The organism is Synechococcus sp. R6-7 (genome assembly GCF_047461695.1).
Classification (GTDB): domain Bacteria; phylum Cyanobacteriota; class Cyanobacteriia; order Thermostichales; family Thermostichaceae; genus Thermostichus.
Genome location: NZ_JANSHS010000217.1, coordinates 1 through 13010, shown reverse-complemented (window position 1 = coordinate 13010; position 13010 = coordinate 1). Strand labels below are relative to the sequence as shown.

Sequence of the window (13010 nt, the reverse complement as noted above, 5' to 3'; positions counted from 1 at the left end):
CTGACGCACGCGCCCTACCGCTATGGTCATAGGACGTCTCTCCAGAACAATGACGACGAATAAAGTGCAATACAGCAGCGCCCACAACAGTTCTGAGCAGCACTGTCCTTCCATCTTACGAAAAATCAATAAGTTGCAACATAACCTCAAGATGAGGCGCTGCATCAGCTCATCCGGCGCAGGGATCCCTTGTGTTTTAGGATGGGAAGGGTTTTGGCTGAGGGCAACTGAGCCGGGATCCGTTCACGGCGGCGGAGCGGAGCCCACAACACCAGGGAGGGCAGCGTGGTTCAAGCCAGGATTTTGTTCGCAGCGGCAGAGGCAGCACCTTTGGCCAAGGTGGGGGGCATGGCGGATGTGGTGGGATCCCTGCCTGTCGTTTTGCGCAAGCTGGGTCAGGATGTCCGCATCATCATGCCTCTGTATGGCTTTCTCTGGGACAAGTTCGGCCAGGAACCGGGGCAATACCCCCGCTCGAAAGATCCCATCTGGTCTAAACAGGTTATGGGTCAGGTGGCCGATATTTACGAAAGCGTTTTGCCCGGCACCGATGTGCCCCTCTACTTGGTCAGCCACTACTGCTTTGCTCCCCACCGCATCTACTACGGCGAGGACGAGTTCTGGCGCTTCACCTTTTTTGCCAACGCCGTAGCCGAATTTGCCTGGACTTACTACCCCTGGAAACCCAACATCATCCACTGCCACGATTGGCACACCGGCATGATCCCGGCCTGGATGCACCAAGCTCCCGATATTGGCACGGTGTTCACCATCCACAACCTGGCCTACCAAGGGCCCTGGCGCTGGCAACTGGAGCGCATGACCTGGCTGCCCTGGTATTTTTCTGCCCACAACACCATGGCTGCCGGGATCCTCTACGCCGACCAAGTGAACACCGTCTCGCCCACCTATGCGATGGAAATTCGCACCCCTCTGCATGGGGAAGGACTGCAGGACTTGTTGGCCTGGAAAGGGGAACGGCTGCGCGGGATTTTGAATGGGATCGACATCGATAGGTTTGATCCCCGCACCGACCCAGACCTAGAGGCCAATTTCAGCATCGATGATCTCAGCGGGCGGGCGACCAACAAAGCCACGCTACAGGCCAAGTCGGGCTTGACCGTTAACCCAGATACCTTCCTGATGGGCATGGTGGCCCGTTTGGTGGAGCAAAAAGGGATCGACTTGCTCATCCAAGCCCTGGATCGCTTTTTGGCCTACAGCGACGCGCAATTTGTTTTGCTGGGAGGCAGCGGCGAAGCCTACTACGAAGGGCGGATCCGGGAGATGGCCGAGCGGCACCCGGGCAAAATGGCCTACCAAAAAGGCTACCAACCCAAGCTGGCCCAGTTGATCTACGGGGGGGCAGATGCGTTTTTGATGCCCAGCCGCTTTGAGCCCTGCGGCATCAGCCAGATGATCGCCATGCGCTATGGGTGTGTGCCCATCGTCCGCCGCACGGGGGGGCTGGTGGATACCGTTAGCCACCACATCCCCAGCAAGGGGATCGGCACCGGCTACTGCTTTGACCGCTACGAAGCCCTGGACTTCTACACCTGTCTGGCGCGGGCTTGGGAAGCCTTCCAGCACAAAGAAACTTGGCAAGCGCTGCAGAAGCGGGGCATGGCCAGCGATTTCAGTTGGCACCGCTCAGCGCTGGAATACCTGCGCATGTATGAGCTGATTCTCAACCTACCGCTGCTGCCGGAAAAGCCTCCAGAGCCACCCAACTCGCCCAGCTCCTCTCCGCCCAAGCTCAAGAAGCCCATCTCCTCCCAGCCTCGCTCCAAAGGGATCCCTGAGCTGCAGCAAAGGCACGAGGAGTAGGGTAGAGTGGAACGGGTCAAAAAAGGTTTTGGGGGTTACCCGCACATGATTGGACGACGTCCCGCTGTTGCTTCCCAAGGCTGTCGCCAGGACGCCATCGCCCAGGGGCTCAGCCTTCTGCGCCGTTCTTGGGCGCGGTTGGTTTTCGGCGTACTGCTCGGCCTTGTCCTGGGCATGGGCTCCACCTTCTGGGCCACTGCTCAGCAGCTCCCCACCGGGCAACAGCTTATTCCCAATCCGCAGCAGTTTCGCGCCCTAGAGCAGCCCAGCAGCGCCCTCAGCGCATTGCGAGCCGAACAACTGGCCGCCGAAGCCGATGCCGCCATCCAAGCGCAAAACTACGACCAGGCTGTCGAGCTGCTGCAGCAGGTGTTCAACGCCTACAACCAGCGCTCCAACTACCACCAAGATCTCTCCCGCGCCTTCGCCGGGATCCAAAACCGCATCTCCGAAGAACAGCGGGAGCTGGCCCGTGTTGCCGCCCAAGCCCGGGATCAAGCCGCCTACGATTTGGCCGTGGTCTACCGCGCCGCAGGGCGACCGGAAGAGGCCGTGGGCTGGCTGATCCAGGTCATCAACAGCCAGGGCCCAACCCGCGAGCTGGGCACCCAAGCCTATCAGCAGCTCTTGGAAATCGGCTTCGTCAGCACTCCCTTCCCCAGCTAGAGCTGCTCTTCCAGATGGCGATAGAAAGCCAGCGCCGTTTGCCCATAGGTTCGTTGGTCAAAGCGCAGCAGGGATCCCACCTGTTCGGGTAGGTCATGGCCGCTGCGATGCTCGACGATCAAGGTTCCGCCTGGCTTGAGCAAGGGCGGGATCAGGGGCAGGAGCGGGGCGTACAGACCGGCCTCGTAGGGAGGAGCAAAGTACACGTAATCAAATGGCTCCAAGTTCAGGCCGCGGCTGAGCAGCTTGCGGGCATCTCCCTGAATGACCTGGAAAGATTGCCCCAGCTGCGCCACCTTGGCCCAGTTGGCTCGGATGATGCGGCAGGCAGGGGCGGCAATCTCGATCCCGGCCACAAAAGCGGCCCCCTGACACAGAGCTTCTGCTCCCACCGTACCGGCCCCACAGCACAGATCCAGCCAGCGACAGCCTTCCACCTGCCCTTGCAAGATGTTGAACAAGGCCTGCCTCACCCGGCCAGGTGTGGGTCGAGTGCCCAAGCCAGCGGGAGTTTGCAGCGCTCGTTTGCCGCTGATGCGCAGGCTCATGGGATCCCTTCAGGGGCTAGGCGTGGCCGGCAACTGGCCGGTCAACCCACTGCGTTGGGCAGCGCGATCCCGCTCCATCTGGATTTGCTCCACCAAAGGTTGGGGCAGTTGGGCGGAAGCTTGCAGGGCCTGATCGAAAAGGGGGACGGCCTCTCGGTCTTGCCCTTTGGAAACCAGAATTTGCGCCTTGAGGTAGTAAAGCTCGGGGTTGCTGCAAGAAGCAGCAATGGCTCGATCCACCGCCTCCAGCGCCTCGTCAAAGCGCTGCATATCCCGGTAGGCCAGAGCTTGGCCGCGGTAGGACAGATAGTCAGGAGCTGCCATCCGAAACTGATTTAGAGCCTTCTCCCGGTAGGTCAGCAGCAAATCCATGTAGCCGTTGAGCAGATTGAGCTCCGGATCGCTGCTGTCCACTGCCTGGGCGGCCCGGATGGAGGCAAACAATTGATTGAGGGTGGGCAAAGCCTTGGGCAAACCGATGACCACCCCATCTCGCACCACTATGTTGGCTGCCTCTAGCCCGTAGCCCACACCCTCGTAAAGGTTGCCCCGCAAGGGATCCGTCTTTTTCAACTCGGCGGCCACCTGTCGGGTTTGGGTAGCCAACCGGGCAAATGCTTCCAGGTCTCCCTCCTGATAGGCCAGCGCTGCCAACAGGGCATAGACCATCGGCTCTTCGGGAGAGGCTTTCTTGGCCATTTCCAGTTTTTCCCGGCTCTGGCTGTAGCGGCCTGCACAGAAGAACTCTTCAAAAGCTGCGGCTACCTCTGGGCTGATGGGGCGGGCATTGTCCCCGCTGCGGAAGGGATCCTGCGCCCAAACGGGCAGAGCGGATCCCCACACCCAACAAATCACCCCCAGCAGTTTGCCCAGCCTGCTCATTTTGCCGATACTCATCCCCAGTGCCTCAACTCCCACCCCCATCTAACCCTCTCTTCAGCGCAGCAGTTGGGCAATCGAAGCAATAGCGGCATCTTGAACCAACTCATTGGGCTCATAGGCCAGAAGATCGTGCAAGGGACCCAAGGCGCGCGGATCCCCAATTTGGCCGAGGGCACGGGCCGCCGCCTCCCGCACCACCGGCTCGTCGTCCGCAAGCTTGGTCAGCAAAGCCGGCACCGCCTCCACCACCCGCATTTGCCCCAACCGGTAAATGGTTTGCAGTTGAGCCTCCAGAGGGGTTGCTGCCGCTGGGAAAACAGAGCTGTACATGGAAATGCCCGCAGAACCATCGGAGGAGTAGCCGCCATAGGCCATCGAGATGGCCGAGAGAGCCTGCAACGCCTCTAGGGCACGAGATCGCTCTGCCCCGCTCATCTGGGGCAATTGAGCCACCAGATCATCAAAAGCTTGCTGCACAGGATCGACAGCCGCAACCTGTTGGGCAATGCGAGTTAATTGGCGATCCGCCTGCACCTGCTGCCAAGACTGGAACGCTGCCAGACCTGCCACTATCAAAGCCGCATCGGCCAGAATGGCCAGCAGCGCCATTCCTCCCCAAATCTTGCTGCGACGGCTGAGCCTCCGCATTTGCTTATCCACATAGACAAAGGCTTGGTGCTGCCGTTCCCAAAAGTCGGGGGCCACCTGCAGAGTTTGAGCGCTCAGATCGGGAGACAGAAGGTTTTCCTCGCGGGCTACCTCTAGGCTCTGTAGCCTTTGATTCAAGCGAGAAAATTGTTTCGTCCAGAGCCAAGTAAACATCAGGTCACGTCCTCTCTGCAAACCTGCCATCGAGAACCAAGTCTTGCTGACACAACATTGTGCAGGACATTGTGCGGGAACATTATGCGGGCTGTGCTGGCGTTCAGTGTCAGGCAAGGTTGGCCCACTTTCCCCTGGGATCCCAGAGGGGGAGCTTATGCGACAGGATAACAAAAGCGTCAGCTCCCCACCACCGGTCTTTACCCTAGAATCGCAGGATGCTTCTCAGTGTAGAGAGGCCGACGAAGGACGCAGAGAGGTTGACCGCGCTTGTGTGAGTGCTATGCACCGCTTCGCAACCGAGAGAACTCAAAGGCTACCGCGTCCAGCTTCCCGACACCCGGCTGACCGCTTGATCCATTCTGCCGCTGCCTGAGGAGATGCCATGACCACTGCCCTCACTCCCCGTAAAAGCTGTTGCTGAGTCGGTTCTGGCATCAAGCTCTCTCAATGTCTAGATAACTAGTGGATAACTAGTGCTATCTAGTGTTGTACGCCCCTATCCCTGACCGCCTCTCGTTCCCCCAGAAGCGATATGTGAATCTCTGTAGCTGCGGCCCGTTGGGCATCACCTCCAGGTAAGCGGAGAGGGTGGGATTCGAACCCACGGTGGCGTGAACCACGGCAGTTTTCAAGACTGCTTCCTTAAACCGCTCGGACACCTCTCCAAACTGCTGGGATCCCCAGACTTTATTCAATGCTACGCAATGGGCTTCAGGCTGTGCAATCACCAGCCGACCACAACCCCCACAGACTTATCGGATCCCCTCGGCAAAAGCCCCCCTTCGACCGGGTAGGCGGCACCTATCTTGACTTGAGCCAAAGCCAGCAGCCATCGAGCAGATACCAAACTTAACCAGAAGGGTCCAGGATCCCCTTCTACACTGGCAGATAAGCCACCCCAGGAGGATATATGCCCACTCCACCCCCGCCCGGCATTACTCCCAAGCAGATGAATCTGCTGCGAGCCGTCACTGCGATGGCCTGGTCTGATGGTGCGCTAGAGGCTGCGGAAGTAGAACTCATCGCCCAGCAACTCTCTCAGCATTTTGCTTCGGATCCCGACCAGCGGGCCAGCTTGGCGCAAGAGATCCGCCAGTACCTAGTGCAGCAAGTCCCGTTGGAGGAGGTGCTGTCGAAAATCGGCGATGAGGCCGAGAAGCGTCTCATCCTCAAGTTGGGCTACCTGGTGATTGCCGCCAGCGCTCGCAGCCCGGAGGAGCCCGTGGTGAATCTGGAAGAGCTGGATGCTTTTCGGCAGTTGGTGGAAAAGCTGCAACTGTCACCGGCAGTGGTGCAACAGGTCTCTCAAGAGGCAGAGGCTGAGCTGGGGGATCCCAGCATTGCGCCGATTGAAGTCTTGGTGCAGGGGTTTACCCGCCACTGCCGCCGGAGACCTGAGTGGACGCCTGATGGTTGCGAATGGCCCGCTTGACCAAATTGAGGAAGGCAAAGGCCCGTTGGTCGGTGGGATCCAAGCGCATCACCGCTTGAAAGGCTGCTTCTGCCTGCTGTAGAACGGCCAGATCGATTTGTCCATCCTCATCGGCTTCCAGTTGGGCCTTTTGCAAGAGGAGGGCCCCTCGATTGTAATGGGCTGCCACATGGTTGGGATCTGCCGCCAAAACGGCTTCCAGCTCTGTCAGGGCCGGATCCAGATAGCCGCTCATGCCCAGTACCCAGGCCAGCTTGTAACGAGCTTCGGTATGGGTTGGATCGGCAGCAACCGCCTGGCGAAACGCTTGGATGGCAGCCTGGAAATCGCCCGCTTGTACCGCTGCGATGCCTTCTTGGTAGCTGTCGTGAGCCATGAGCAAGTTGGGGGTTGAATGGGAACCTGGCGTGAGGTTATTTGCAGCTTAACCCTTGCCAAACGTGTTGCCCCCAATTCCCATCCTAGATGCCGAGAACAGAGCTGTGCCCCTGCCGGTTCAGCGTCTTTTCCCCCTGGGTGATGCCATCTGCAGCAGGAGAAACTGCCGCGGCAAGAGATTGGAGATTGCGCAAAGCCTGACCCGCATAACCTGCGCCCCTTCCTAGGATGAACATAGCCATTGATTGGGTGTGAACCATGAATGCCAAACTGCTTTTCCTACCGCTGGCTTTGGGGCTGTCTGTGGCTCCGACCACCGCTGTTTTTCCGCAAACCCTAGGCATCTACCCTCCTTTACAGAGGCTGCAACTGGCCGATACTCGTCAGTTGGATGTTGGCACCCGCTCCATCATTGTCAACCCCGTTCCTTCCGACCTGCGGGTGAATCTGGAGCTGGATCGGCACGGGTCTAACCCCATCTACCGGCCTGGCGAGCCGATTGCCATTACCCTGAGCACCAACCGCGATGCCTACGTTTACCTGTTCAGCATCCAAGCCGATGGCCGTACCCATCTGATTTTGCCCAACCGCTTTTCCGGTGGCAACGAGTTTCTGCGGGCCGGAGAAGTGCGCACCTTCCCGCCGCCAGGGGCCAGCTATCGGTTGACCATCGCTCCACCCTTCGGCCAAGCCCAGGTGTTAGCGGTGGCATCCCCCCGTCCGCTGAACTTCCAGGAGATTGCCTCTTTTGAGCAGAGTGGCTCCTTTGCCGACGTGCGGGTGCGGGGATCCCAACTGGGCAATGCCATTGCCCGCGCCATTATTGTCGAGGGGATCCCTTCCGACCAGTGGGTGACGGCCACTCGGTTCTATCGGGTTGCCCCGCGCTAATCCAAGCTCTGAGAACTTGGGTTAGGGGAGCCGCACAGGATCCCCTTCATCGGGTATATGACCAGCCCCACCGTTCAAGCTGGGAAGGAAGTCAACCACCCCAAAGGCTGCCCAAAGATTGGGTTCATCTGCCACAATGAGAGCAGCCAAAGGTAGTCTCGGCTACGTTTCTCCTGTGCGGTTTTGGTCGGCCATTCTATGTCCCCTTCCTCCAAGCCCCTGAGCGAGCAGATTCGCAGTATTGACGACCATCTCTCCCGCCGCCCCCTGGATCTGGATCCGGCGGGCTATTTCGTCATCTACTTGGATCGGGAGCAGAACCTCATTTGCGCCAAGTACTACAGTACGGTGATCAACGAGCGGGGGCTGGCCACCGATCCGGAGACAGGAGCTGTGATCCCGGCAAAGGGCCCCGTCAACCGATCCCCTGAACGGGTGTATGTTGGGCGCACGGCCAAAGAACTGTGTGTACAGATCTTTGAAAAGGAGCAGGAGAGAGTGGTCTCCCAGCTCAGCCATGCGGCCTACTTGGGAAGGGAGTTTCAAAAAGCCGAAGCTGCCCTGATCTCCGGCGAGGAGTACATCCAAGACTAAGCCCGCCCATGCAGCGCCAGAACTCACCAGAGACCTAGCAGGGGGGCCCCGGCATTTATGCCTGGAGAGGGAGCGCTATCCAATCTGCTACACCAGGCAAGCAGGCACCAGAGACGGATGTTTAAGGCGCCGGTGAGCTAGCCCGAAGGGGCAGCCTTGGGAAACCCGGTCTAGGGATCCCAGAAGCCCCTGACTTTGGCTGTGGGGTAGTTCACATCATCCCCTTAGCTCCAGAGCCAGCCGCCGAGGCCGCCGGTTTGGGCTCAGGCTTCTCCACCACAATCGCTTCGGTTGTGAGGTACATTCCGGCTATGGAAGCCGCGTTTTGCAGCGCTGAGCGCACCACTTTGGCCGGATCGACGATCCCCTGGGCAAACATATCCACATAGGTTCCGCTCAGGGCATCGAAGCCAAAGGGCATCTCCTTCTCCAAAACCTTTTCCACCACCACTGACCCTTCCAGACCGGCATTGTGGGCAATCTGAAAGAGAGGGGCCTGCAAGGCTCGGTAAACAATTTCTGCCCCCACCTGTTCTTCGGCATTCAACTTGGCCTTGAAAGCCGGGATCCCTTTGGAGAGGTGCAATAGCGTCGCCCCGCCGCCAGGGACGATCCCTTCTTCCACCGCAGCTCGGGTGGCATTCAGGGCATCCTCAATGCGCAGCTTGCGATCTTTGAGTTCTGTTTCAGTGGCAGCCCCCACTTTGATCACCGCCACTCCCCCGGCTAACTTGGCGATGCGTTCTTGCAGTTTCTCGCGGTCGTACTCGGAATCGGTGGTTTCCAGTTGCTTGCGAATTTGAGCCACCCGCTTTTCCACCGCCGCTTTGGTGCTGCCATCGGTCACAATGGTGGTCTTGTCTTTGGTGACAGTGATCTTGCGGGCCACCCCCATCATGTCCAGGGTGACCTTATCCAGCTTGATGCCAACATCCTCAGAGATGAGCTGCCCGCCGGTGAGAATGGCGATATCTTCCAGCATGGCTTTGCGCCGATCCCCAAAAGCCGGAGCCTTGACCGCCACCGCATTGAGCACCCCCCGCAGGCGGTTCACCACCAATGTGGCCAGAGCCTCTCCCTCCACATCCTCCGCAATGACCAGAAGAGGCCGACCCTCGCGGGCCACCCGCTCTAGGATGGGCACCAGATCTTGCAGGCTGGAGATCTTGTTGCTGGTAATCAGCAGATAAGCATTCTCATACTCGGCCACCATCCGCTCCGAGTCTGTGACGAAATAGGGGGAAATGTAGCCGCGGTCAAACTGCATCCCCTCCACCACGTCCAACTCGGTTTCCAGCGACTTGGATTCTTCGACCGTGATCACCCCATCTCGCCCTACAGCATCCATGGCCTTGGCGATCATCTCTCCCACTTCGCTGTCATTGCCAGCAGAGATAGTGGCTACTTCGGCGATGGTCTTACGGCCTTCCACAGCCTTGGCATGAGCTGCAATTTGCTCCACCAAGTAGGCAGTGGTCTTTTCAATGCCGCGCCGCAGAGCCACAGGGTTGGCGCCCGCCGAGATGTTTTTGAGCCCTTCCCGCACCATGCTTTGGGCCAGGATGGTGGCTGTGGTGGTACCATCTCCGGCCACATCGTTGGTCTTAGAGGCCACTTCCCGCATCAACTGGGCGCCTGTGTTCTCCAAAGGATCGGCCAACTCAATTTCCTTGGCAATCGTGACCCCGTCGTTGACGATTTGGGGGGCACCAAACTTCTTCTCCAAGACCACATTGCGTCCTTTGGGGCCAATCGTAACCTTGATTGCATCCGCCAGTTGGTTGATGCCCTGCTCCAATGCCTTGCGGGCCTCTTCTCTAAACAGAATCCGCTTTGCCATAGAATCCGCGATCCTCGTAAGTCTGACTGGGCTCCTACTTTGGGTACTGCCAGGCGGAGTGGGGTTCCCAGGAATCCTCCGGCTCGGCTAGCAGGGAGTTAGCACTCTAAACTCCCGAGTGCCAATCTAGCTCAAAGACGGGAGCCTGAGCAAGATGGGCAGATCCGGAGTCACGTTTTGGCTGACAGGGGGGAGAGGGCTAGGAGTTGCCGCCGATCAGGATGTCGGGAAACTGGGCCTGGGCTTCGCTGATGGGGCGGTTGCGCCCGCCGTTTTGCCAGTAGTTGATGAGTTCGGTGGCTCGGTTAAGCAGCTCGATGCGATCCACTTCGCTGATCCAAGTTTTGCTTTCCAGCTCAGCTTTAAGCTGCTCCCAAGCGTCATCCCGCGGCCAGAAAAAGTAGTGGGTGAGGGGGCTGCGGTTTTTGGCCACCACCTGATCGACGGCAATAGCCAAATCGTTTTCCAACCAGAGGGCTTTCAGGGCGAACTTCGGCAAGGCTCTCTTCTCCTTTGGGCTACTCAACGGACGATCCGATCCTAACCAGGCAGCCTTTCATTCTGACATATGTCCTGTCCATCGGCGGGCCGAGAGCCGGAAGATGGATACGGGCTCAGCCCTGTCTGGGGGCAAGGGGCCCTAGATCACAGAGGGCTGTTTCCCCTTTCAGTACCAAGTCCCGCAGGATGGCGGCGCTGATCGGGGCCAGCAACACTCCATTGCGATAATGGCCGGTGGCAATGAGCAGATTGGCGTAGCCAGGAGCCCAACCCAGGATGGGGGCGCGCTGTCCCACTGGTCGAGGCCGATGGCCGGCCCAATGCTCCAACAAAGTTGCTTCGGCCAAAGCCGGGCAGAGCCTGATGGCACGGGCCAACAGATCTTGTAGCGCCAGCAGCGTCGGCTCGGGATGGGGGGCCTGAAACTCCACTGTTGACCCCACCCACAGGGATCCATCGCCCAAAGGAACCAGATGCAGATCCGCGTCGGTGACCACGGGCCCCAGGGGGATCCCGGGAGCTCTGACCCGCAGGGCCTGACCTTTGACCGCTTGCAGCGGCACCTGCAGCCCCAGCTCTTTGGCCAGAGGAGAGCTGCCCAGACCTGCCGCCAGGATGACGTGCCCTGCCGAGAGGGTGAGAGCGGGCGTGTAAACCGTTTGCAGGCGAAAGGGGGGATCCGAGCTGCGCTGAATCTTCTGGACAGGCTGATGGAAGAAAAAGCGGGATCCCTTGCGTTGGGCTGCTTCCAAGAGAGCCTGGGTTAGGAGCTTGGGTTGGACTTGTCGATCCTGGGGAGAGTAGATGGCCGCCGCCAGGTCGCTGCGCAGGCCGGGCTGCAGGGATCCCACTTCGGCAGGGCTGAGCAGATCTAGGCGGTAACCTGCTTGTCGGCGGGCCGCCAGGGTCTCTTGCCAAGCTTCCACTTCCTCCTCCCTGAGGAGTTTGAGAATGCCGCGCCGATTGACGGGCAAACTCCGGCCCAGGTCTTCCTCCAGCCGCGCGATTAGGGGATCGAACAGCTCCAGGCTTTTTAGACGCAACTGCACCACCTCCCCGCTAGGCTGGCGGCTGCAGATCCCCATCAACACCCCCAGCGACGCGCCCGCGGCGCCTGAGGCCGGCTCCCCGGCATCCACTCCAATGACCGACAGCCCAGCTGTGGCCAATTCGTAGGCAATGGCACAGCCCACCACTCCACAGCCAATCACCAACGCATCACAGTTCAACAGCCCGACCCTCAACGGAGACGCTTTTCGTAGTGATACTCCACAGAGTTGCTGCGATCGTGCAATTCACGAATTTCCGGCAGACGCACATAGCCGAGCCGCTCATAAACCCGATGAGCCGTCGTGAAGCGAGTATCTGTCCACAGATGCAGAGAGTCCGCCTGCTGCTGCCGAGCCGCAAATTCGGCCTGTTCAATCAAACGCCGACCCAAACCCCGACCGCGCACTGCGGGCAGAGTGTAGAGTTTTTTCAGCTCCATGCGCCCAGGGATCCCATCGGGCACAAGGCCGACACAGCCGACCACTTGATCCTGATGCTGCGCCACCCAAAGGGATCCCCCCATCTCCGCGAAAGCTGTGGCAGGCTGAAGCAACTCCGGCACCTCTTCGATGTCCAATACACAGCCTGGATACTCCGCAAAGACCACTTGCAAAATGTGGAGCAGAGCCGCACTGTCCGAGTTTTCCGCAGGACGGATGTCGATCTGCATCGAGCAGCGAAGAAAAAGAAATCATCGTTAAGTAAAGCTTTCTCGATTGTACCTGGGCTTGCTCGAGGACTCTGTTTTCTCTGTTTCTCAGGGAGCAGAGGATCCCTGAGGTGAGCAGCTAAGATCGCTAGCATCCCCAACCCCATCTGCCCATGGATACTGAACTGCTGGTTCCCGACGTCGCCGACCTTGTGACGGAGGACGATACCCCGGTGGATAATTTCGCCTCCGAAAAGCAGCAGCGCCTCTTGACAGGGGCTCTCTACAGCGCTTTGCGCGGCAAAACCTTTTTAGCAGCGGCAAATGTAGGCATCTACACCGCCATCGGTCGGCCCCCGATTGTGCCGGATGTTTTTCTCAGCCTGGACGTCACGGTGCCGGAGCAATGGTGGGAGAAGCAAAACCGTTGCTACCTGCTCTGGCAATTTGACAAGCCGCCGGATGTGGTGATCGAGATCGTCTCCAACCGCGAAGGCGACGAGCTGGAAGGCAAGCTGAGCCGTTATGAGCAGATGCGAGTTAGCTACTACGCGGTCTTCGATCCCAATCATGAGCTGGGGCCAGAGGAGTTGCGCATTTTCGAACTGCGGGGCCGCCACTACGCGGAAATGACCGAGACCTGGCTAGAACAGGTGGGGCTGGGCCTGACGGTGTGGGAAGGCGTTTTTGAGGGGAAACAAGCTCGCTGGTTGCGCTGGTGTGATGCCCAAGGGCAGTTGCTGCTGACCGGCGATGAACGGGCTGAGTTGGAGCGGGAACGGGCCGAGCAAGAACGCCAAAGGGCGGAGCGAGAACATCAACGGGCGGAGCGTCTGGCGGCAAGATTGCGGGCTTTGGGTGAGGATCCCGATTTGGAGAGCTGAAGCCCAGGGATCCCTTTCAGCTAGAAATCGCAGGAGCCCCGCA

Annotated in this window: 14 protein-coding genes and 1 tRNA gene; 6 read left to right on the top strand and 9 right to left on the bottom strand. The window is 59.2% G+C overall.

Going from position 1 to position 13010, the window contains the following annotated elements:
- Positions 1-285: 285 nt before the first annotated feature.
- Together glgA and NW815_RS07250 are read left to right on the top strand one after the other, a co-directional pair.
- The gene (glgA, locus tag NW815_RS07255) at positions 286-1827 is read left to right on the top strand and encodes a glycogen synthase GlgA (protein ID WP_414390259.1); all 1542 of its coding nucleotides are present in this window, start codon (positions 286-288) and stop codon (positions 1825-1827) included.
- 45 nt (positions 1828-1872) lie between these two features.
- Entirely contained in the window at positions 1873-2493 is a 621-nt protein-coding gene (locus NW815_RS07250; protein ID WP_414390256.1) for a hypothetical protein, read from the top strand.
- Here NW815_RS07250 and rsmD read toward each other — a convergent pair.
- The 4 genes from rsmD to NW815_RS07230 all read right to left on the bottom strand — a co-directional run bounded on the left by rsmD (position 2490) and on the right by NW815_RS07230 (position 5413).
- A complete protein-coding gene (gene rsmD / locus NW815_RS07245; RefSeq protein ID WP_414384352.1) occupies positions 2490-3041 on the bottom strand; it encodes a 16S rRNA (guanine(966)-N(2))-methyltransferase RsmD in 552 nt (183 codons plus the stop codon). The two genes, NW815_RS07250 and rsmD, sit on opposite strands and share 4 nt — an antisense overlap.
- 9 nt (positions 3042-3050) lie before the next feature.
- Complete coding sequence (locus NW815_RS07240; protein WP_414390255.1) at positions 3051-3938, bottom strand: Sll0314/Alr1548 family TPR repeat-containing protein; 888 nt, start codon at positions 3936-3938, stop codon at positions 3051-3053.
- Between the two features lie 39 nt (positions 3939-3977).
- Positions 3978-4745 carry a HEAT repeat domain-containing protein gene (locus tag NW815_RS07235; protein ID WP_414390252.1) on the bottom strand — a complete coding sequence of 256 codons (768 nt, stop codon included), beginning with the start codon at positions 4743-4745 and terminating at the stop codon, positions 3978-3980.
- Between the two features lie 583 nt (positions 4746-5328).
- Positions 5329-5413, bottom strand: a tRNA-Ser gene (locus tag NW815_RS07230).
- A 245-nt stretch (positions 5414-5658) separates the two neighbouring features.
- Between NW815_RS07230 and NW815_RS07225 the strand changes: the two genes are divergently transcribed.
- Positions 5659-6180, top strand: coding sequence for a TerB family tellurite resistance protein (locus NW815_RS07225; protein WP_414342350.1), 522 nt, complete (start codon positions 5659-5661; stop codon positions 6178-6180).
- Here the strand turns inward: NW815_RS07225 and NW815_RS07220 are convergent.
- The gene (locus NW815_RS07220; RefSeq protein WP_148202830.1) at positions 6119-6556 is read right to left on the bottom strand and encodes a tetratricopeptide repeat protein; all 438 of its coding nucleotides are present in this window, start codon (positions 6554-6556) and stop codon (positions 6119-6121) included. The genes NW815_RS07225 and NW815_RS07220 overlap by 62 nt on opposite strands.
- Positions 6557-6816: 260 nt before the next feature.
- On the opposite strand from NW815_RS07220, the gene NW815_RS07215 reads away from it, so the two are divergent.
- Positions 6817-7449, top strand: a complete 633-nt coding sequence (locus tag NW815_RS07215) for a DUF4384 domain-containing protein (RefSeq protein ID WP_414330041.1) — start codon at positions 6817-6819, stop codon at positions 7447-7449.
- 198 nt (positions 7450-7647) lie between these two features.
- Positions 7648-8043: a DUF4346 domain-containing protein gene (locus NW815_RS07210; protein ID WP_414342353.1), complete on the top strand. Its 396-nt coding sequence runs from the start codon at positions 7648-7650 to the stop codon at positions 8041-8043.
- 211 nt (positions 8044-8254) lie between these two features.
- On the opposite strand, the gene groL is transcribed toward NW815_RS07210, so the two are convergent.
- The 4 genes from groL to NW815_RS07190 all read right to left on the bottom strand — a co-directional run bounded on the left by groL (position 8255) and on the right by NW815_RS07190 (position 12104).
- Positions 8255-9883, bottom strand: coding sequence for a chaperonin GroEL (gene groL / locus NW815_RS07205; protein ID WP_414330046.1), 1629 nt, complete (start codon positions 9881-9883; stop codon positions 8255-8257).
- A gap of 199 nt (positions 9884-10082) precedes the next feature.
- Positions 10083-10409 (bottom strand): 30S ribosomal protein PSRP-3, encoded by a 327-nt coding sequence (locus tag NW815_RS07200; protein ID WP_414330048.1) that lies wholly within the window; start codon positions 10407-10409, stop codon positions 10083-10085.
- 88 nt (positions 10410-10497) lie between these two features.
- Positions 10498-11613: an NAD(P)/FAD-dependent oxidoreductase gene (locus NW815_RS07195; protein WP_414390250.1), complete on the bottom strand. Its 1116-nt coding sequence runs from the start codon at positions 11611-11613 to the stop codon at positions 10498-10500.
- Between the two features lie 11 nt (positions 11614-11624).
- Positions 11625-12104, bottom strand: a complete 480-nt coding sequence (locus NW815_RS07190) for a GNAT family N-acetyltransferase (protein WP_414330053.1) — start codon at positions 12102-12104, stop codon at positions 11625-11627.
- Positions 12105-12256: 152 nt separating this feature from the next.
- Here NW815_RS07190 and NW815_RS07185 point away from each other — a divergent pair, with 152 nt between their 5' ends.
- Entirely contained in the window at positions 12257-12967 is a 711-nt protein-coding gene (locus NW815_RS07185; RefSeq protein ID WP_414330056.1) for a Uma2 family endonuclease, read from the top strand.
- Positions 12968-13010: the final 43 nt, after the last annotated feature.